The organism is Kitasatospora sp. Xyl93 (assembly GCF_055383135.1).
In genome coordinates, this window is the sequence record NZ_AP029185.1 from 64,813 (window position 1) to 84,795 (window position 19,983).

The following is a 19,983-nucleotide window of genomic DNA, read 5'->3' on the forward strand; positions in this document are numbered from 1 at the left end:
CACCTCCGGGGAACGGGGCCGGTTCAGTCGGCAGGCCAGGGTGAGACGCGCATGGGCAGCGCGTTGGGCCGGATCAGCGCGTGGACCACCGGCCGGACCCGGTGCCCCGCGACCGGCCGCGGCCGCCACCGCGAGACGATCGAACGGAGGACGACCAGCATCTCGGTCATCGCGAAGTGGTCCCCGATGCACTTCCGGTTGCCCAGGGCGAACGGGACGTAGGCGCCCGGTGGCAGGTCCTTCTCGGGGCGGTCGAGCCACCGGTCCGGATCGAACCGCAGCGGGTCCGGGTAGTAGGCCGGGTCCCGGTGCATCGTCAGGGCGCTGTAGATCAGTTCGGCTCCGCGCGGCAGGTCGACGCCGCGGACCCGCACCGGTTCCAGGGCCCGCCGCATGAGCAGCCAACTGGGCTGGTGCAGCCGGAGCACCTCCCGGAGGAAGCGTTCGGTGAACGGGAGCGTCGCCGCGGCGGGCAGGGCGCCGACGGGCAGCGCGTCGCACTCGGCCTTGATCCGTTCGGTGAGTTCCGGGCGCCGGCCGATCTCGTGGAGCGCCCAGGCGAGGGTGGTGGACGTGGTCTCGGCGCCGGCCATGAGCAGCGAGAGCAGCTCGTCGCGGGCCTCCACGTCGCTCATCCCCCGCGGGTTGCCCGGGGTGCCGGCGAACATGATCGACAGCAGGTCGCCGTGGCCCGCACCGCCCCGCCGCTCCGGCCCCTCCGACCCCGCCTGTTCGGCCTGCTCGGCCTGCCGGGCCTGCCGGACGGCGGTGTCCGCGAGTTCGCGCAGCGCCGCGGCCGCGGCCAGGTACCTGCGGTGCCCCAGCAGGGGCGAGGACGCGATCGGCGCGGGCAGCACGGTGCCCACGAAGACGCCGCGCATCACCGTGGTCAGCTGCTCGGCGACGCGTTCCCCCAGTTCGGCGACGGCCGCGGCACCGTCCGGGCGTTCGGTGCTGAACAGGGTCGCCACGAGCATGACGGTCATCATCCGGCGCAGCACCAGGTCCATCGGGACCACCTCGCCGGGGCGCCAGGCCGACACCTGCTCCTCGGCGATGTCGGTCATCGTGCCGACGCACCCGGCGATGGTGTCCCGGTGGAAGGCGGGTTGCAGCACGCGCCGTTGGCGGAGGTGGAAATCCCGCTCGGAGGTGATGATGCCGTTCCCGATGAAAGGCCGGGCGACGTCGAACAGCAGTCCTTTGCCGAACTTCCTGCTCTGTGTCAGGAGAACCTCGTGGACGGCCTCCGGAGAGTTCAGGACGTACACCGGGCGATTCCCGAGGAATATCCTGACGATGTCGCCCTGCGCGCGGATGGACTGCAGGAACCCCACCCGCTGGACGGCCAGTCGCGGCAGGTGGCCGAGCAGTGGAATGCGCCCCGGCGCCACGGGCGCCGTCCCGGGAGCGGTGGTGGAACGCATGAGCCCTGCACCTCCCTGAGGTTTCGGATCGAAAACCCGACCGACAATGGAACATTCGCTCGTTCGTGGTGCACGGTGATCATCGTTCGCCACCTCCGGAGAGGTCAAGGGAGCGGCTGAAAATGCACCGCCGGAGTGGTTTTGAGCCGAACGGCGAGAATTCCCCCCACCTCGCCGAGCGTTTCAGGCCACCCGATCCGGATTGGACCGGGACTCCGGCCGGCCCGGCGGATAGCCTCGGGCCCACCGCCCAGTCGATCACCGGAGAAGCGCCATGCACCCCCAACTCGCCGCCGATCTCGGCCGGTTGCCCGAACTGCTGGAGGAGACCCGGCAGCGGGCGCTCGCCTTCCTGGCGGGCCTCGACGAGCGGCCGGTGGTCCATCGGCCCGCCGCCGACGCGGCCGAACCAGCTGCCCCCGTACCCCCCATGCCCGGGCCATCGGCCCTGGTGCCACCCGTCCCCGCACCGCTCCCCGAGGAGGGCGGCGGGATACCGGCCGCCCTGGCGGAGTTCACCGAGCGCTGGGAGCCGCGACTGTCGGCCAGCGCCGGGCCGCGCTACTTCGGGTTCGTGACCGGCGGGGCGACACCGGCGGCGCTCGCGGGCGACTGGCTGACCTCGGTCGTGGACCAGAACTCCAACTCCGCCCTGGACCCTGCCGGTCAGCAGCTGGAGCGGGAGACGGTCGGCTGGCTGCGCGAGTTGTTCGGGCTCTCGGCGGCGCACCACGGCACCTTCGTGAGCGGCGCCACGATGTCCAACACGGTGGGGCTGGCGGTCGCCCGCGAGTGGCTGGGCGAGCGACTCGGCGTGGACGTCGCCGAGGACGGGGTCGGCGCGCTGGGGCGGGTCCGGGTGCTGTCGGGCAGTGCGCACTCCAGCATCGCCAAGGCGCTGTCGGTGCTGGGCCTGGGCCGTACGGCGCTGCGGACGGTGCCCGTCCTGCCGGGCCGGGAGGCGGTGGACGTGGCCGCGCTGGAGCGGGCGCTGGCCGAGGCGGACGGGCCGTGCGTGGTGGTGGCCAACGCCGGGACGGTCAACACCGTCGACTTCGACGACCTGCGCGCGATCGCCGCGCTGCGCGAGCGGTACGGGTTCTGGCTGCACGTGGACGCCGCGTTCGGCGCCTTCGCCGCGCTGTCGCCGGAGCACGAACGGCTGGTGGCGGGCCTGGACCTCGCCGACTCGGTCTGCGTCGACCTGCACAAGTGGCTCAACGTGCCGTACGACAGCGCCGTACAGTTCACCCGCCGGCCGGACCTCCAGGCCAGGGTCTTCCAGAACGCCGCCGCCTACCTCGGCCCGCTGAGCGAGCACCCCGACCTGGTCCACCTCACGCCGGAGAACTCCCACCGGCTGCGCGCCCTCGCGGCCTGGTTCACCCTGCGGGCGTACGGCCGCGCCGGGCACCGGGAGATCGTGGAGCGCTGCGTCTCCGGCGCCCGGACGCTCGGCGGGCACGTCGCCCGGATCGACGGCCTGGAGTTGCTCGCCCCGGTGCGGCTGAACGTGGTCTGCTTCTCGCTGACCGCGGACCCGACCCCGGAGCGGCTGGCCGCGCTCGCCGCCGAGCTGGCCGACGAGGCCTTCCTCACCCCCACCCGCTACGCGGGGCGGCCCGCCCTGCGCGCGGCGTTCAGCAACTGGCGCACCACCGGGGCGGACGTCCGGCGGACGGCGGAGGCGCTGGCCCGGGCCGTCCGGAAGCTGACGGCCTGAGCACCGGGGCGGGGCCGCCGCCGGTCGACTCCGGCCGTGGTCCCCGTTCCCCTGACCCCGACCCCGGCCCGACCCCGGCCCCGGTCGTCGCCCTTCGGCCACTGCCCCGACCGTCCGGGATCACGGGTGCGCGCCGTCCCCGTAGACGCCGCCCGCCCGGTCGGTCAGGCCCGCCATGAACTCCGCGTGGGCGAGGTTCATGAACGGCAGCGGTGGTTTCCCGACGCTCCCGCACCGGCGCGCCCGGCCGTGCCGTCATGCGGGGCCTCCCTCGCCCAACACGCGGGCCGGACCTTGCCCTCACACCGGTGTGAGGGCCGATGATGCTGCCATGACCGCCACTCCTTTCGACCCGTACGCGCTGCTCGAACAGAGCCGGCTCGGCATCCTCGCCACCATCAAGGCGGACGGCCGGCCGCAGCTCTCCCCCGTCATGCCGTTCTACGACCGCGCGGCGAACGCCATCCTGATCTCCACCCGGGACGGGCTGGCCAAGACCGCCAACCTGCGCCGGGACCCGCGGGCCAGCCTGGAGGTGACCGGGCCGGACGGCCGCTCCTGGGCCACCGCCGAGGGCGTGGCCGCCCTGACCGGGCCGGGCACCGACCCCGACGGGCCGGAGGTCGAGGCGCTGGTGGACTACTACCGCCGCGCCGCCGGCGAGCACCCGGACTGGGCGGAGTACCGCGAGGTGATGGTCTCCGACCGCCGGGTGCTCCTCACCATCCCGGTCGACCACGTGTACGGCACCCACATCTGATCGTCGGACCGAACCGGGCCGGCCGGGGCGCAACGGCCCGGCCGCCTTCACGCCCCGGCCCGTCGGCCCGGCCGCCGGTTCCGGGACCGGCGGCCGGGCCTCCGCCTCCGCCTCCGCTCCGGAGGCGAACTCCCGTCGGCAGCGGGGCGGTTCAGCCCAGCGTCGCCGTGACGACGGTGGCGTCCAGGTCCTCGTGCCAGCTCTCCACCGCCGCCAGCCCGGCCTCCCGGGTCACCGCGAGGGCCGTCGGCGCCTGCCGTTCGCTGGTCTCGAACAGCAGCGCCCCGTCGGGCGCCAGCCACTCCGGTGCCTCGGCGACCACCCGCCGCAGCACGTCCAGCCCGTCCGATCCGCCGTCCAGGGCGGGCCGGGCCTCGTGCAGCCGCGCCTCCGGCGGCAGCAGGCCGAGGTCGTCGGTCGGCACGTACGGGACGTTGGCGATCAGCACGTCCACCCGGCCGCGCAGCTCCGCGGGCACGGCGGTGAACAGGTCGCCCTCGAAGACCCCCGCCGCGGCGCCGGCCAGGTTGCGGCGGGCGCAGCGGACGGCGCCGGGATCGATGTCGGCCGCGTAGAGCTCGACCGGGTGCGCGGCCGCGGCGGCCACCGCCGCGCCCAGCGCGCCGCTGCCGCAGCACAGGTCGAGCACCACCGCGCCCGGGGCGGTCAGCGCGGTGGCGGTGGCGGCCAGGAACTCGCTGCGGCGGCGCGGGACGAAGACGCCCGGGTCGACGGCGATCCGCAGCCCGGCGAACTCGGCCCAGCCGACGACGTGTTCGAGCGGCCGGCCGTCGGCGCGGGAGCGGACCATCACGGCCAGGTCGGCGGGCGTGGCGGCGGCGGAGAGCAGGATCCGCGCCTCGTCCTCGGCGAAGACGCACCCGGCGGCGCGCAGCCGGGAGACCACCAAGGAACGGAGGGAAACGGAGGAGAAGACCGACAAGAGAACCCCTTGGGGAAAAGACGGGAAGCTGATGACTCCGTCAGGGCTCCCGCCAGGGCCGGCACCGCGTCGGCGCGCCGTCCGCGCTATGCGCGTGAGGCGCCCACGCGGCCGCGCTCCGGGAGCACCCGCTCGGACATTCCGGTAATGGGTCTCACCTCCCTGAGTCGCGGTCACAATCGGCTCCGGCAACCCTACCGCATCGCCGCCCGGGGACGGCCGGACGGATTTCGATGGGCCCCATGAGCCCGGCGAGCCCCCGGTGCGGCCGGTGGCGCACCGGGGCTCCGGCTCTCCCGCTCCGTCATCGAGCCCTCGACGGACCCACTGACAGTGCCACGTTGACAACGGACCGTAGCGCCCGAGCACGTGATCCCGCCGACCGTCCCGCACGCGCGGGCAGCTCACCGGCACCGCTCCGGTCTCACGCCGCCTGCGCGGCCGGGGGCCGGGTGCGGTACCCGGCGGCCGTGCCCGGGGGCACCAGGCAGGGCAGCAGCCACTCCCAAAGGGCGCCGACCCGGCGGGCGCGTTCCTCGGTGGGGCAGCCGTCGGCGAACACCACCTCCAGCCCGCAGGCGGCGGTCATCACCAGGGTCTCCGGGCCGAGGCCGTCCGAGCGGTCGCGCAGCTCGCCCGCGCGCCGGGCGCCGACCAGCAGGGCGCGCACCTCCCCGGCCCAGACGCCGTGGAAGCCCCGCAGCTCGGCCAGGGCCCGGTGCTCGGGATCGAGCGCGGCGGACCCAGCCACGGCGAGCCCGGCCGCGACCGCCCTGGCCGTACCCGGCGCCTGCCAGCCGGCGTCCTCGCGGCCGAGGCGGAAGGCCGCCCGGATCACCGGGTCCGTCCCGAGCGCGTCGACCAGCCAGTACCCGGCGTCGATCAGCCCCTGGAGCGGGGAGGAGGCGGCCCGCAGCTCCGCGCAGGCCGACCGCAGTGCGCCCTCGGCCTGGCCGGACACCGCCCCGGCCAGATCCTCCTTGGAGGCGAAGTGGAAGTACAGCGCCCCCTTCGTCACCCCGGCGGCCGCGGCGATCTCGCCGAGCGTGGCCCCGGCGTAGCCGCGACGGTCGAACAGCGCCGCCCCCGCCACCACCAGCCGCCCGCGTGTCCGTTCCGACCTCTCCTGAACCACCCGTCCCACCACCCCTCACGACGACAAGCAGGTTCCGACCGGTCCGCGACCGCCCCACGACGGGCGCCGCGGCCTCCGACCGCCGTCCGGGTCCGGTTCCGCCGACGCGGCGCCGACCCGGACGACCGGCCGGTTCAGCCCGCCCGGCTGAGCCTGGCCGCCGCCGATCCGGCGGCCAGCCCGGCGGGTTCGCGCTCCGCGCGCTCCGGCCCGGCGAGCAGGATGGAGCGCTGGAGCCGGCGCAGCGCGACCGAGGGCTCCATGCCCAACTCCCCCACCAGGGTGTTCCGCAGGCGCTGGTAGGCCTGCAGCGCCTCGCCCCGGCGGCCGGAGCGGTGCAGGGCCACCATGTACTGGCCGTGCAGGCTCTCGTGGGTGCGGTAGCGATCCACGAGCACGGTGAGTTCGGCGAGCAGCACCCGGTGCCGCCCCAGCCGCAGGTCGGCCTCGATCCGCTGGTCCAGCGCGCAGAGCCGGGTCTCCTCCAACCGCCTTGCCTCGACGGCCAGTTGGCCGCCGACCGGGACGTCCGCGAAGGCCGGCCCGCGCCACAGCGCGAGCGCCTCGCCGAGCAGCCGGGCGGCCTCCGGATAGTCCTCGCCGTCCATCGCCCGGTAGCCCGTTCCGGCCAGCCGCTCGAACTCCCGCAGGTCCGTCGGTCCGCCGCCGCTGTTGAGCGTGTAGCCGCCCGGCGAGGTCATCAGGACGTCCTTGGCGCCGGACACCCCCCGCGCCGCACCGGCCGCGACCAGCGCCCGGTCGATCAGCTCGCGCACCTGGAGCACGTACGTCTGCACGGTGGTGCGTGCGCTGCGCGGCGGACGGCCGGACCACAGCTCGTCGGCCAGCATCCCGGCCGACACCACCTGGTCCGCCCTCAGCGCCAGGAGTCCCAGCACCTGCCGCGGCTTCGGCGCCGACGGCACCACCGAGACCCCGCACACCCGGACGTCCAGCGCCCCGAGCACCCGAATCTCCACGATGACCACCCCAATCACACGGAACGCCGCAGTCCGTTCGCCGCGGCCGGCACCCGGGCCGACACCCTGGGTCAACTGGCACCCAGTCAAAAACAGGACGCGCGGTTTGTCAATACAAAACCGAACGTGCTGTTTGTTTCTGGCGATGACACAGCTGGTCACCAGGACACGACTTCCACTACCCTCCGTGACCGGTTCCGCGCAAACCAAAGGCGGCGCCGGACCGCCGTGGTCCCGTCGCCGCCCGTCAGCCCTCACCCGCCCGGATTCCCCTGACGGGGAGGGCCGGTAACCCTCCGTCAGCCCACCCCGACCTCCGCCTGCGCCTCGGCGCGCGCGGGACCGCCCGCTCCACCGTCCACGCCGCCGCCCTCCGCGGTCGCCCGCGCCGCCGCGGCCTCGGCCACCACCTCCGCCCCCCGGGTCGGCCCCATCCGCAGCGAACCGAGCACGCCCGGCACCGCGATGCTCGGCATCAGGTGCTGGTAGAGCCCGGACACCCGCGACTCCAGGTCCGCCCGGCCGCAGAGCTTCTGGGACTGGATCTGCACCCCGGTCCACGCGGCGACGAGCAGCCACGCGGTGTCCTCCGGCACGACGTGCGGGAGCAGCTCGCCGCGCTCGCCGGCCGCGACCAGCAGCGCCTCGAACCGGTTGATCCAGCCGGGGATCGCGCCGCCGCCGAGATCGTCGAAGAAGTCCTGGCCGAGCGAGAGCCGGGCGCCCGCGCTGAGCAGCGGGTCACGCGGCATCAGGTACGCCACCACCATCCCGGTGTCCACGAACTCCTGGAGCTTGCAGCTCCGTTCGGGAACTCCGTCCTGGACGAACTGCTCCTCCACCACGCCCTGCGCCAGATCGCGCTTCGAGGCGAAATGGAAATACACCGCACCCCGCGTCACACCGGCCCGGGAGACCACCTCGCCGATGGTCGCGCCCTCGTACCCGAACTCGTCGAAGACCGAGGCTGCCGCCTCCAGGATCAGTCGACGTGTCCGGAGCGCCCGCTCCTGCCGTACCACCGAAAACCACCCGCCCTGAGCTCCCGGAAAACAAAACCAAACACCCCGTATCTTAGCTGCGCCCCACCCGCGACCGACAAGACGATGTCGAGGAATCCCGCCGACCACTCCGCGATCCCACAACCCGTCAAGGCCCATCGCCCCCTTGGCGAGCAATCGCCTCGACCGTCCCGGCGGTTCCGTCTCCGACCGGTCCGCCTTCACCGCCGGAAAACCGAACGAACGGTTTCCTCCAGGCGTTCGTCACCCTACACATCCGACCTCCCGGGCGGGCCGGGCGTTGCACCGGATCGGGCGGGATTCCCCGATGGAAGCGGGTGCGGACGGGCCTCCGGCTGGGCGGGGGGTGCTGACGACGGGCAACCGGCCCGGTTCCGGCCCCGGCTCCCCCTGCGGCGGGGCACGGCGCAGCGGGCGGCCCGACGCCGGACCACCCGCCGATGTTCTGACACCCGGCCTCTGACGCCCGGCACTCGGGAGGACCGGCGCGTGAGAAGTCGGCCGGGCCGACTTCTCACGCAGCGGCCGCCGTCCTCGCCGGGTCGCACCGCGCGGGGCACGTGGCGCGGCCCGGACCGAGGACGCCCGGTCAGGCCGAGATGCCGCAGTACTGCTGCTGCTTGCCGATCGCGCGGTAGACGCAGTCGGCCGTCTCCACCAGCTTCAGGACCGCCTCGCGGTTGCGGCTGGTCTCGCGGCCGATCACCTCGTCGGGCGGGTAGAAGCCGCCGCTGCCGCTCGGGCCGGGGTACATCTCGAAGGTGTAGGCGAAGATCCGCTGGGCGCCCCACAGCCAGTCGTCGATCGCCCCGTCGGTGATGTAGAGGTCGCTCGACTGCTCGGGCGTGTAGCCGTTGGTGGCGGCCATGCCGCGGCCGAGGGCGGCGAAGGTGTTGTACTCGTCGGCGCTCATGCCGGTGGCGGTGTCGGCGGTGGTCCAGCCGAACGGCCAGAGCACCAGTTCGCTGTAGGTGTGGAAGTCGATGGCGGCGGTGATCTGCTGCTTGCCGCCGACGATCCGGCTGCGGACGAAGTCCGCGACCACCTTGGTCTCCTTGGCGGACTCCGGCGCGCTGCCCCGGTAGGTCTCGCTGGAGGTGGAGCCGGAGGAGCCGCCGCAGCAGCCCCACTTGTAGTTCCAGTTGCGGTTGAGGTCGGTGCCGACGCTGTTGCTGCCGGTGTTCGGCTGGCGGTCCTTGCGCCAGCTGCGGTAGCGGCCGGTCGCGATGTCGTACTCGCCGCCGTCCGGGTTGAGGTCGGGGACCACCCAGATCTCGCGGCTGTCGACGGCGTTGGCGATCCGGCTGTCGGTGGCGTACTTGTCACCGAACTCGTGCAGCAGGTAGAGCGACATCTCGACGGTGAGGTGCTCGCGGGCGTGCTGGTGGGCGGTGAACAGCACCTCGGGCTCGTCCTCGTCGGTGCCGACGTTGTCGCTGATCTTCACCGCGGTGATCGGCCGCCCCTCGTACGAGGTGCCGATGACGCGCTTGCTCATGATGTCCGGGTGCGCGGCGACCACCGCGTCGATGTCGGCGGTGGCCTCGGCGAAGTTGTGGTACCCGGAGTCGGCCTGCGGGAAGTCGTACAGCGACCCGACCAGGCCCTCGTCGCCGGCCTCGGCGCCGTAGCGGGGGCCGGGCAGGGCGACCGGCGACCAGCCCAGCACGCGCAGTCGCGCGGCCTCGGCGGGGGTCGCGGTGACCACCACCGCGTCGGGCAGCACGGCGTCGACGGACGCGCCGGTGGCGGCGACGGCGGTGCGCTCGGCGACGGTGCGGGGGCCGTCGAGCCGGTACTGCCGTGCGGAGTCGGAAGCGGTGCCGATGGTGGTGTCGGCGGTGGCGGGCGACGGTGCCGGCGGTCGGTCGGCGGAGGCGGCCTGGGCGGTGAGCGGGGTGGCGAGGGCGAGAGCCAGCAGCACGGCGGTGGCTGCGGCGGGCTTCCCTCGGCGGGGCAGTCGCATGACTGTCCTCCTGTGGTGGTCCGTGGGGGCGGAACGGTGGAGGAGTTGCGGCGCGCGCCAGCTTGATGGTCCGTCAGTGCCATGTGTTCGTCAATACATCGGGGAAGGCGGAGCGCGGCAGCAGGACGGCGCGCACGGCTCAGGAGTCCGGCCCCGTCCCGCAGGTCGCCAGGCTGCACCAGCGCCGCCGGCCGCTCGCGTCCAGAAAGAGCCAGCCGCAGCCGCTGCTGGGGCAGCGCCGGATGGTGAACCGGCGCGGGTCGGCGAGCAGTTCACCGGCCGCGCGGGCGGCGGCGTACAGCGGCAGCCGCAGGCCGGCCGTCGGTGGCAGCCGCCAGTGCGCCAGGCCGTCCCCGCTGCGGGTGAAGACCGCGGACCGGCCGGCCTCCTGCACCACCGCCGCCACCGCGCCGAAGGCGGCGCCGTCCTGCGGGTCGGTCAGGCAGCCGTAGAGGGCCGAGCGGAACGCACGGGCGTCGGCGAGCACCGCGGCGGCCTCCTCGGGCCGTTCGGCCGCCCGGCGGAGCAGCGCCTGGACGACCGGTTCGTCGGCGAGGTCGTGGTGGCCGGCCCAGACCGCGAGCGCCGGGTAGCCGCGCAGCCAGTCCGACCCGGCGGCCGGCGCGGCGCCCCAGCCGGCGTAGGTGTTGCAGAACTCCAGCGCCGGGTGGCCGCCCGCGCTCCACGGCAGCCACTGGTCGCCGACCCGCACCGCGTACAGCGGCGCCGGAGGGCGGTCCAGCCTGGGGTCGGCCCGCAGGATCCGGTCGTGCAGGGCGGCGAGTTCGGCGCCGGGCTCGACGCCGAGGCCGTCGACCAGCACGCGCCGGGTCCGGCGGTAGAGGGCGAGCGCCTCGACCTGCCGGCCGGCCCGGTAGAGGGCGGTCATCAGGGCGAGGACGAGGCGCTCGCGGGAGAGGAGGTCGTCGGCGGGAGAGCCGGTCGGCAGGGAGCCGTCGACGGGAGAGCCGGTCAGCGTGGAGCCGTCGACGGCGGGTGCCCCGGCCCAGGGCGCGGTCAGATCGGCGAGCACCTGCTCGTGCCGGCCCATGGCCAGCAGGATCTCGGCCCGCTGCTCCAGGGCGGACAGCCGCAGCTCGGCCAGTCGACGGCCCAGCCGTCCGCGCAGTTCGTCGTCCACGACGTCCGCGAGCAGCGGCCCGCGCCAGAGCGCGAGCGCCCGGTCGTGGCAGCGCAGCCGTTCGCCGGGGTCTCCGGTGGCGGCCGCCCGGGCGGTCAGTTCGAGGAACTCCCGTACGTCCACGGCGTGTTGGCCGGGCACCAGGGCGTACCCACGGTGCCGGGTCTCGATCACCACCGCGTACGGGCGCAGTCGGGCCCGCAGCCGTCCGACGTAGGTGTGGACGGTGCCGCGGGCCGAGCCGGGCGGGTTGCCGTTCCACAGCAGGTCGATCAGCCGGTCGGTGGTGACGACCCGGCCGTCCTCCAGCAGCAGGACGGCCAGCAGGCACCGCTCCTGGCGGCGGCTGCCGCCGAGGACGGACTCACCCTCGTGGTCGGCCTCGAACGACCCGAGCAGTCGGAACTCCATGGCGGGCCACCCTAGCCAGGGCCCGGGCCTGTCCTCGAACGCGCGTCCGCGGGGCCGCGCCGGGTTCCCGGGCGGCGAGGGCCGGGGCGCGTGGTGAGAATCCGGTCAGGGGTGCCTGCCACGCTGGGCCTCCGCACGCCGCCCGACACCTCACCAGAAGGACCGATCATGCGACGAATCCTGTCCTCCGCCGCGTCCACCGCGCTGGCCGCCGTCACCGCGCTCGCCCTGACCGGCCTGGCGGCCGCCCCGGCGGGCGCCGCGTCCGGCCCGCCCGGCTCCTCCGAAGCGGCCGGGGCAGCCGGGGCGTCCGGAGCGGCCGGGGCCGGCAGCGGTCAGGACGGCTGGGAGCCGTCGCCCACGCCGACGTACGACCTCCCGGCCGGCTCCCGCTGCGACTTCCCCGTGCACATGGCGGCCGTGGTGGACGAGGTGGAGCGGCGGGTCCTGGAGTACGCCCCCGACGGCACCACCGTGCGACGCGCCGCCTTCCGCGGCGCCCTCGTCCTGCGGATCACCAACACCACCACCGGCGCCTGGTACGACGCGGACGCCGGCGGCCGGTCCGTCGTCGACTACCGGCCGGACGGCTCCCAGACCTGGTACGCCCACGGCCCGGTCCTGCTCGGCGTCGGCCCGGGCGCCGGCAACCTGCCGCGCGACCTCTACACCGTCGACGGCGTCTACACCATCGACATCGGTGCCACCGGCTACCGGACGCTGACCATCAAGCACGGCTCCGCCGAACCGCTCTGCGCGAAGATCGCCTGACCACGCCGCGCGTACGGCGGGGACGCACCTCCCGGGCCGTGGGCGCCCCGGCCGCGCCGGGTCGGCCGACTACCCCGTCCGGCGCAGCGCGCCGCGCGGCGCCGGCGGGGGGCTGCGATCTTCGGAGGGCACCCGGCCTCGCCCGACCGCCGGGTCCCGTCGTCCCGAGACCGTGGAGGCCCGGATGTGGCAGACGCCCCCCGCCCCCGTCAGTGGTGAGTGGCTCCCGGTACTGGACATGCCGGCGCCCGGCCCGCAGAACCGCTGGACGGTGCTGCTGCGCGCGCTGCTGCTGATCCCCCAGTTCGTGGTGGTGTGGGTGCTGTCGGTGGTGGCGTTCCTCGTCACCGTCATCGGCTGGTTCGGCGCGCTGGTGCTCGGCCGGCTGCCCGGCTTCGCGGCGGACTACCTCACCGCGTTCGTCCCGTACGAGACCCGCGTCACCGCGTACCTGATGCTCACCGTGGACCGCTACCCGCCGTTCCGCTTCGAGGTGCCCGACCACCCGGTGCGGGTGGGGCTGCGGCCGGGCGAACTGAACCGGCTGGCCGTGCTGTTCCGCGTCTTCCTGGTCATCCCGGCCTCGATCGTGCAGGGCCTGGCGTACGCGGGGTGGTGGCTCGTGTCGTTCGTCCTCTGGCTGGTGGTGCTGGTCCTGGGCCGGATGCCGCGGCCACTGTACGAGGCGACGACCGCGATCCTGCGCTACCGGCTGCGCTACACCGCCTACCTGCTGATGCTCTCGTCCGCCTACCCCAAGCGGCTGTTCGGCGACGAGCCGGGGAGCGAGCCGGGCGGCCCGGTGTCGGCCACCCGCCCGCTGGTCCTGAGCGGCGCCGGGCGCGGTCTGCTCGTGCTCTTCCTGATCCTCGGCCTGGTCTCCTGGGCGACGGGCTCGATCACCGCCTCGGTGAACTCGGACGACGGCGACTACGACTACGACGACACCACCGGCCCGGCCCGGAACGTCGTCGCGCCCCTGGTGCCGGGCCCCGCAGGCCAGGAGACCCGGGGCCCGCTCGGCGGTTCGTGAGGCCCGTCCGGCCGTCGGGGTCGTCCGTACCGGCACCCTCGCCGCCGGCCCGACGCCGTCAGCTGGGAGGATGCCGGTATGACCTCCCCGCTCCGCGTCCGCCACGTCCTCGGTGACCGCCCGTTCGCCGAGGCCGGCCGGCCCGTCCTCGCCGTGCCGGACGAGGGGCGCGGTCTGCTCGCCGTCGCCGGCGAACGCGGGTTCGCCGGGACGGCGACGGTGGGCGTGTACGGCACGGGGGACCTCGGCTGCCGGGCCGTGCTCCGGACGCGTTTCCCGGTGCGCGCGCTGGCCTTCCACCCCGGTGCGCCCCTGGTGGCCGTCGGCACCGGCAGGTACGACGGCGGCTACCTCTTCGAGGGCGAGCTGCTCCTGCTCGACTGGGAGACGGGGGCGACCACCTCGCTCATCGAGGACCACTTCGGCCGCGAGGTCCTCGGGCTGAGCTGGCTCGACGACCGGACCCTGCGCGTGCTGATGGCCCCGCCCGACGACCGCAAGGACCGGAAGGCGCACGTCGAGGGCCACGTCGCCGTGGTGCGGCGGCCCGACTGGCGCGCCGTCGCACCCCGTTCGCTCACCGCCGCCGACCTGGCCGGCCCCCGGGTCCCGGCCCCGCGCCCCGACGGAAGCGACGACGCCCACCGGGCGCTGTCCGCCCTGAGCCCGGACTGGGAGCCCCGGCGGCACGTCCTCGCCGTCGAGGAACTGCCGGACGGCGCGGTCCTGGCCACCCTCGCCCAGGACGAGGACGACCCCGAGCGGCCCGGGTGCACCGCCCTCCCCGACGGCCTGCTGATCGGGCACCGGCCCGTGGACGACGTCGACCCGCAGGACCGTCTGCGGATCCGGCACGCCGGCCGGGACTACGTCACCGAGGCCCCACCGGCCCGCCGGGGCTCGGAGCCGCGCCGGCTCTCGGTGCGCCCAGCCGGGGGCCTGGGCGTCCGGCCCCTGTTCCCGCTCTCCTGGGAGCCCGGGGAGACCCACCTTCCCGGGCCCGGTGCGGAGGCCGACGACGGCGACCTGGTGCACGCCGGCACCGTCCACCACGGCCACGGGCTGCGGCCCGGTGGCTCCTTCGTCGTCCGCCGCTCGGGCACCGACGGGACACCCCGCTGGATCTTCCGGACCGACCACGTCGCCACCGATCTCGACACCGACCCGGACACCGCGTACCTCGGCTACCGCAACGGCGACGTCCTGGCCCTCGACCTGCACACCGGCGCCCCGCGCTGGCGCCACCGGCTGACCGTCGCCGGTGTCCCCGTCATCCCGACGGCCCTGACCGCCACCGGCCCCGGCCGCCTGCTCGTCGGTACGGCCGACGGCCGGGTGCTGGACTGCGCGACCGCGTAGGCCCCGCCGGGGACGGTCGGTGGGGGGTCACTGGGGGCGTCGGTACGGGCGCTGGGGTGTTACGCGAGGGCGGTGTCGGGGATCCAGGAGCCGTGGATCGTGGCGGGCACCCGGCGCGGGAGGTGGACGGTGGCGACCGGCGGGAGGGTGAGGTCGGAGGCGTCGAGGACGAGCAGCTTCGAGGCGTTCAGGTTCAGGTCGCCGACGACGGTGAGCAGCCAGCCGGCGTCCTCGTCGGTGTCCGGGCGGTCGTCGGCGGGGACGAACACTGCCTCGCTGGGCAGCTGCCCGGTGCCGACCGGGCGCAGCCGGCGCTCGCCGGTGCGGCGGTCGTACTTGACCAGGGCGTGGTTGCCGACACCCTGGTCGTCGGGGAAGGACAGCGCGTACTGGTAGCGGTGCTCGCGGCCGAGGAACGCCTCGTTGATGGTCGGGAACTCCACGGTGAGGTCGTCGGTCTGCTCCTCGCGGACCCGCCCGGCCGCCAGGTCCACGATCCAACGGCGGCTGCGCGAGCCGGAGTTGGGCTCGGCGCCGCGGTCGGGGGCGCCGACCCACCAGTTCCACGAGCGCTGCCAGCCGTCCCGGCCGACCGACGGGCCCTCGACGACGATCCGCCCGGCGGCGTCCTCGTAGGCGTTGGCGAGGTGCATCGCGAAGCCGGCCTCGACCGGGAACCAGCGGACCTCGGCGGCCCGGCCCGCGCCGCGCGGCATGACGCCGAGCCGGGCCGGCCGGCCGTCGTCCCAGCCGTACGGGATGCCCGAGTGGTCGGCCGGGTCGAAGGTGACCGATCCCTCCAGGAAGACCACGTGGTGCTCGGTGATCGCGAAGTCGTGCTTGAGCGCGGCGCTCGCGCCGGGCACCTCCTGGCTGGTGAGCACGGTGCCGTCGGGCGAGGAGACGTGGTGGACCAGGTACGGCGGGAACGGCGAGGAGGCGAAGAAGTGCAGTTCGCCGGTGGCCGGGTCCTCCTTGGGGTGGGCGGTCATCGCCGAGGTGAGCCGGCCGTTCCAGTCGTGGGCGCCGACGGTCTCCAACTCGGCGGTGAGCTCGAAGGGGAGGGCGGACTCGCAGAGGGCGAGCAGGCGGCCGCCGTGCTCGATGACGTGGGTGCCGGCGGTGGAGGCGGTCAGGTCGGGACCGTGCTCGGTGAGGTACGGGGCGCCGTCGAGGGCGGGCGTCCTCACCCAGCGGTTGCGGTACCACTCGGCGCGGCCGTCGCGGAGCCGGATGCCGTGCACCATGCCGCTGCCCTTGAACCAGTGGGTGGGGGTGATGCCGGGCTTGGGGTTGTGGCTGTTGCGGATCAGCCGGCCGGTCAGCTCGGGCGGAAGGTGGCCCTCGACGGTCAGTTCGGTGGCGGTGAGCTCGTCGGCGACGGGGGCGTAGTGGCCGGTCAGGTAGGGCTTGGGGGTGGCGTCGGCGCTCATGGGAGGGGTCCTTCCGGGAACGGTTCGGGGTAAGGCCGGGGCGGGGTTCAACGGGCGGGTTCAGCGGGCGGGGCTCGGCGAACCGGGTTCAGCGGGCGCGGGTCAGCCGGCCGGGTTCAGCGGGCGGTGGCCGCGAGGTGCGCGCTCTCGGCGGTGGCCCTGAGGTGGTCCAGCCAGCGCTCCAGGGACTCCCGCAGTGCCTGTTCCAGCGCCTCCGGCATGGCCTCGACGGCCGGTCCGCTCCAGGACTCCTCGGTGCGGACGGTCACCCGGCCGTCGCCGGCGGGCTCGAAGGACCAGACGTGGACCCCCTCGACGCCGTTGGCCGGGCCGCCCCAGACGATCCGGCGGCCGGGGACGAGTTCGCGAACGGTCGAGGTGATGTCCAGGCCGTGGGTGCGCCAGCCGAAGGAGGCGCCGGGGCCGGTGAGCGGGCCGCCGTCGAGGCGGGCCTGCTCGATGTCAGGGTTCCACCGCGGCCAGGCCTCGACGTCGGTGTGCAGGGCCCAGACGAGGGCGGGCGGGGCGTCGACGGTGGTGGCGAGCCGGACGATGACGGGGGCGGTGGTGTCGATGGTCTGGGTGGACATGGAGCGGTCTCCCTGGTGATGGGTCGGGGTGTGGGCGCAACCTTGAAATGATGAGTGGTTAACCACTCACACTCGCGCCCGAAAGAAACGGCGGTGGCGTTCGGCCCGTCGCGTACGCGCGGACCTCCCGCCCCGCCGGGGTGGGTGGGCTGGACAGCGGTGGTCAGTAGTGGGTGATGCCGGCCGCGAGGGTCCGCGTCCACGGTGCGTCGACCTCGTCGGCGCCCATCGAGACCAGCAGGTGGCAGAGCATCCCGGTGGCGAAGAAGCCCTGGACCTGCGACTCCGCCGCGCCCGAGGCGCCCCGCACGTACTCGACCAGCCGGGCGTACCCCTGCCGGACCGCCTCCCGGACGGCCGACTCGGAGACCGCCGCCGCCTGGGCGTGCAGCTGGACCAGCATCAGGTCGTTGTCGGTGATCAGCTTGGCGTAGGCGTCCCCCATGGACTCCAGGACCGCCTCCGGCGAACTCCCCCTCGCCTCCGCCGCACCGCGCTCCAGACTCCCCCGGACCCGCACGAAGCAGTGCTCCACCACCGCCACGAACAGGGCCTCCTTGCTCGGGAAGAGCCGGTACACGTACGCCTGCGAGATGCCGGCGGCCTTCGCCACCTCCGTGGTGGTGGTGCCGAAGTACCCCCGCGCGGCGAACGCCCCGATCGCGGTGCGCAGCACCGTCTCGCGACGCTCCTCGGCGGTGGACAGCTGCCGGGGTCGTTCCTTCTGCATGTGAGTACTCAACCACTCACACCTTGCCGCCGTCAACACCCGCTTGTCCCGAACCATCGACGCGGAGCAGCCGACCGGCGTCACGCGGCAGCGGCCGGGGCGCCGCCGCCGTGGCGGTGGAGGTAAGCCAGGACGGCGCGGACCCGGCGGTGGCCGCTGTCGCCGGCCGAGCTACCAGGCATTCCCCTCGGGCGAACGCGCCGACGTCACCGAGCAGTTCGTCCCCGACCTCGGCGGCTACGTCTCCACCACGGCGGACGTCAACCGTTTCCTCCAGGGGCTGCTGGGCGGCAGGCTGCTGCCCCCGGCGCGCCTGGCCGAGATGCAGGACACCGTCCCGGTCGACCGGCGTGTCGAGGCGTTCTGGCCCGGCGGACGCTACGGCCTCGGCCCGGTCAGCCGCCCGCTGACCTGCGGCGGCAGCCACTGGAGCCACGAGGGAGGCGAAGCCGGCCACCTCACCCCGAACGGCGCCACCGCCGACGGCGGCCGCGCCGTCACCGTCTCCCTGTCCACCACCTCCAGCGACCCCGGAGGTCGTACGCCGCGCGCCTCCCGGCGGCCTCCTCACTTCCCCGAACATTTCCTCAACCGATCGGTTGAATACGGCCGGCGGCCGGCGTAGCGTTGTTCTCAACCGATCGGTTGAATGGGAACAGAGGTGAGCGGTGGCCGTCGACCAGCTGTCCCGGGCGTTCGTCGCGCTGGCGGATCCGACCCGGCGGGACATCGTCGCCCGGCTGGCGATCCGGGACGCGAGCGTCGGCGAACTGGCCGAGTCCTACGCGATGTCCCTGCAGGCCGTCTCCAAGCACCTGAAGGTGCTGGAGGAGGCGGGACTGGTGAGCCGCAGCCGGGACGGACAGCGACGGCCGTGCCATCTGGAGCCGCAGGTGTTCGACTTGATGACGAGCTGGATCGAGCGGTACCGGCGCCAGGCGGAGGAGCGGTTCGGCCGACTGGACGCCCTGCTCGCCGACCTGGGCGACGAGGAACGCGCCGGACCGGCCCCGGACACCGGCCACACCGAAGAGAACCACCGACCCGAGCAGAGCGAAGGAGCCCCGTCATGACCTCCACCACCGGCCCCGAGACCCGCATCGAGGCGGACCCCGAGCTGCCCACCATCCGGATCGTCCGCGAGTTCGACGCGCCGCGGGAGCGGGTGTTCCGGGCCTGGATCGATCCCGAGCTGGTCGTGCGCTGGCTCGGCCCGAAGGACCTCGACATGAAGATCGACACCTGGGACGGGCGGACGGGCGGGCACTACCGCTACTCGGCGCACCGCGACGGCCAGGAGATCGCGGCCTTCTACGGCTCCTTCCACGAGGTCCGGCCGGCCGACCGGCTGGTGCAGACCTTCACCTACGAGGGCGTTCCGGACGGCGTCTCGCTGGAGACCGCCACCTTCGAGCCCGCCGGGGAGGGCCGCACCCGCGTCACCGTGCTGTCGGTGGTCGACAGCCTGGCGGCCCGGGACGCCATCCTGGCCAGCGGCATGGAGCACGGCGTGGTCGAGGGCTACCAGCAGCTGGACGCCCTGCTCGCCGACTCCTGACCGGCCCGACGGAACCGGCCCGGCCCCGCCCGGGCCGGTCCGACGCGGTCCAGTCCGATCGCGCCGAATCCGGGGAAGCGGCACAGCCCCCGTCCCCACCTCGCGCACCGCGGGTCGGTGCTGAGTGGCCGTCAGGCCGCTTACCGGTGAACTCCCTTCCGCCTACGGACCCGTGCGTCCGCGATTCACCGTTGCGGGTGATGGCGGACCGACCCGTCGGAGCGGAATCCTGGTGCGAGCGCCCGGCACCACGCCCCGCGCGCCCGCCCACCTCCAGCACCGGGAGGCACCGCCATGGAGCCCCAACCGTCCGACCGCGACCAGGCCTGCGGAGTCCGTCGGCGCCGCATGCTCGGCCTCGCACTCGGAGCGGGCCTCGTGCCCGCGCTCGGCCCGGCCACCCAGGCGGCGTCCGATTCCGCGCCCGAGCAGGCCCGGTCGCTGCCGGCCGCCGCACTGGGCCGACGGGTCGCCGACGTGGCCGCGAGCCAGCTCGGCGTGCCGTACGCCTGGGGCGGCGGCGACCGGCTGGGCGCGAGCCTCGGCTTCTGCGACGAGGAGAACGGCTGGCTGAACGGCGAGTGCATGGGCGAGAAGACGGTCGGCTTCGACTGCAGCGGCCTGTCGCTCTACTGCTGGTACCGGGCCAGCCACGGCACCGTCGAGCTCGGCCACTACACCGTCGCGCAGTTCAACCTCAGCGCGCCCGTACCGCGCGACGCGCTCGCCCCGGGCGACCTGCTGTTCTTCTCCCGCCCCGACGCTCCGCTGCACCACGTCGGGATCCATGTCGGCGAGGGCGCGATGATCCACGCCGAGCGGACGGGCACCCTGGTCGCCCGGGTCGACAACGTGCTCGACGTCCCGCGCTGGGCGGGCGAGTTCGCCGGTGCCCGCCGCCCGGGGCCACCCCCCGCCTGACACCACGGCCCCGGGGCGGCCCGCCCCCGGGGAGAGCCCCGAACCCGCCCCCGGGGAGAGCTCCGAACCCGCCGCCGGGG

General features: G+C 74.5%; 19 protein-coding genes. 9 read left to right on the plus strand and 10 right to left on the minus strand.

Translation table 11 applies throughout. The annotated features are described in order from the left end of the window. Positions 1-23 precede the first annotated feature (23 nt). The gene (locus tag ACZ5GH_RS00275) at positions 24-1,427 is read right to left on the minus strand and encodes a cytochrome P450 (RefSeq protein ID WP_464333025.1); all 1,404 of its coding nucleotides are present in this window, start codon (positions 1,425-1,427) and stop codon (positions 24-26) included. A gap of 274 nt (positions 1,428-1,701) precedes the next feature. On the opposite strand from ACZ5GH_RS00275, the gene ACZ5GH_RS00280 reads away from it, so the two are divergent. Then, a complete protein-coding gene (locus ACZ5GH_RS00280; RefSeq protein ID WP_464333026.1) occupies positions 1,702-3,150 on the plus strand; it encodes a pyridoxal phosphate-dependent decarboxylase family protein in 1,449 nt (482 codons plus the stop codon). A 331-nt stretch (positions 3,151-3,481) separates the two neighbouring features. Beyond that, the gene (locus tag ACZ5GH_RS00285; RefSeq protein ID WP_387755632.1) at positions 3,482-3,910 is read left to right on the plus strand and encodes a PPOX class F420-dependent oxidoreductase; all 429 of its coding nucleotides are present in this window, start codon (positions 3,482-3,484) and stop codon (positions 3,908-3,910) included. A 151-nt stretch (positions 3,911-4,061) separates the two neighbouring features. Here ACZ5GH_RS00285 and ACZ5GH_RS00290 read toward each other — a convergent pair whose 3' ends face one another. From ACZ5GH_RS00290 to ACZ5GH_RS00315, 6 genes are all read right to left on the minus strand, one after another. Continuing rightward, positions 4,062-4,820, minus strand: coding sequence for a putative protein N(5)-glutamine methyltransferase (locus ACZ5GH_RS00290; RefSeq protein WP_464333027.1), 759 nt, complete (start codon positions 4,818-4,820; stop codon positions 4,062-4,064). Between the two features lie 457 nt (positions 4,821-5,277). Continuing rightward, on the minus strand, positions 5,278-5,988 hold the full coding sequence (locus tag ACZ5GH_RS00295) for a TetR family transcriptional regulator (RefSeq protein WP_387755626.1): 711 nt from the start codon (positions 5,986-5,988) through the stop codon (positions 5,278-5,280). A gap of 134 nt (positions 5,989-6,122) precedes the next feature. Next, positions 6,123-6,968, minus strand: a complete 846-nt coding sequence (locus ACZ5GH_RS00300) for an AfsR/SARP family transcriptional regulator (RefSeq protein ID WP_387755623.1) — start codon at positions 6,966-6,968, stop codon at positions 6,123-6,125. A 299-nt stretch (positions 6,969-7,267) separates the two neighbouring features. After that, complete coding sequence (locus tag ACZ5GH_RS00305; protein WP_387755621.1) at positions 7,268-7,990, minus strand: ScbR family autoregulator-binding transcription factor; 723 nt, start codon at positions 7,988-7,990, stop codon at positions 7,268-7,270. A 589-nt stretch (positions 7,991-8,579) separates the two neighbouring features. Next, complete coding sequence (locus ACZ5GH_RS00310; RefSeq protein ID WP_464333028.1) at positions 8,580-9,956, minus strand: M14 family metallopeptidase; 1,377 nt, start codon at positions 9,954-9,956, stop codon at positions 8,580-8,582. A 139-nt stretch (positions 9,957-10,095) separates the two neighbouring features. Next, positions 10,096-11,508: a BTAD domain-containing putative transcriptional regulator gene (locus ACZ5GH_RS00315; RefSeq protein ID WP_464333029.1), complete on the minus strand. Its 1,413-nt coding sequence runs from the start codon at positions 11,506-11,508 to the stop codon at positions 10,096-10,098. Positions 11,509-11,676: 168 nt separating this feature from the next. Between ACZ5GH_RS00315 and ACZ5GH_RS00320 the strand changes: the two genes are divergently transcribed. The 3 genes from ACZ5GH_RS00320 to ACZ5GH_RS00330 all read left to right on the plus strand — a co-directional run bounded on the left by ACZ5GH_RS00320 (position 11,677) and on the right by ACZ5GH_RS00330 (position 14,671). Beyond that, the gene (locus tag ACZ5GH_RS00320) at positions 11,677-12,279 is read left to right on the plus strand and encodes a hypothetical protein (protein WP_464333030.1); all 603 of its coding nucleotides are present in this window, start codon (positions 11,677-11,679) and stop codon (positions 12,277-12,279) included. A gap of 184 nt (positions 12,280-12,463) precedes the next feature. Next, the gene (locus tag ACZ5GH_RS00325) at positions 12,464-13,312 is read left to right on the plus strand and encodes a DUF4389 domain-containing protein (RefSeq protein WP_387755611.1); all 849 of its coding nucleotides are present in this window, start codon (positions 12,464-12,466) and stop codon (positions 13,310-13,312) included. Positions 13,313-13,390: 78 nt separating this feature from the next. Then, complete coding sequence (locus ACZ5GH_RS00330; protein WP_464333031.1) at positions 13,391-14,671, plus strand: hypothetical protein; 1,281 nt, start codon at positions 13,391-13,393, stop codon at positions 14,669-14,671. 59 nt (positions 14,672-14,730) lie between these two features. Here ACZ5GH_RS00330 and ACZ5GH_RS00335 read toward each other — a convergent pair whose 3' ends face one another. The 3 genes from ACZ5GH_RS00335 to ACZ5GH_RS00345 form a co-directional block, all read right to left on the minus strand. After that, positions 14,731-16,104 (minus strand): carotenoid oxygenase family protein, encoded by a 1,374-nt coding sequence (locus ACZ5GH_RS00335; protein WP_464333032.1) that lies wholly within the window; start codon positions 16,102-16,104, stop codon positions 14,731-14,733. Positions 16,105-16,220: 116 nt separating this feature from the next. Next, positions 16,221-16,694, minus strand: coding sequence for an SRPBCC family protein (locus ACZ5GH_RS00340; RefSeq protein WP_464333033.1), 474 nt, complete (start codon positions 16,692-16,694; stop codon positions 16,221-16,223). Between the two features lie 163 nt (positions 16,695-16,857). Next, positions 16,858-17,424 carry a TetR/AcrR family transcriptional regulator gene (locus ACZ5GH_RS00345; RefSeq protein ID WP_387755603.1) on the minus strand — a complete coding sequence of 189 codons (567 nt, stop codon included), beginning with the start codon at positions 17,422-17,424 and terminating at the stop codon, positions 16,858-16,860. A 43-nt stretch (positions 17,425-17,467) separates the two neighbouring features. Between ACZ5GH_RS00345 and ACZ5GH_RS00350 the strand changes: the two genes are divergently transcribed. The 4 genes from ACZ5GH_RS00350 to ACZ5GH_RS00365 all read left to right on the plus strand — a co-directional run bounded on the left by ACZ5GH_RS00350 (position 17,468) and on the right by ACZ5GH_RS00365 (position 19,903). Then, positions 17,468-18,049 carry a hypothetical protein gene (locus ACZ5GH_RS00350; RefSeq protein ID WP_464333034.1) on the plus strand — a complete coding sequence of 194 codons (582 nt, stop codon included), beginning with the start codon at positions 17,468-17,470 and terminating at the stop codon, positions 18,047-18,049. Positions 18,050-18,092: 43 nt separating this feature from the next. After that, positions 18,093-18,497: an ArsR/SmtB family transcription factor gene (locus ACZ5GH_RS00355; protein WP_464333035.1), complete on the plus strand. Its 405-nt coding sequence runs from the start codon at positions 18,093-18,095 to the stop codon at positions 18,495-18,497. Beyond that, positions 18,494-18,982, plus strand: coding sequence for an SRPBCC family protein (locus ACZ5GH_RS00360; protein WP_464333036.1), 489 nt, complete (start codon positions 18,494-18,496; stop codon positions 18,980-18,982). Before ACZ5GH_RS00355 ends, ACZ5GH_RS00360 begins: the two co-directional genes overlap by 4 nt. Before the next feature lie 294 nt (positions 18,983-19,276). Further along, positions 19,277-19,903 (plus strand): C40 family peptidase, encoded by a 627-nt coding sequence (locus ACZ5GH_RS00365; protein WP_464333037.1) that lies wholly within the window; start codon positions 19,277-19,279, stop codon positions 19,901-19,903. The last annotated feature ends 80 nt before the right edge of the window (positions 19,904-19,983 follow it).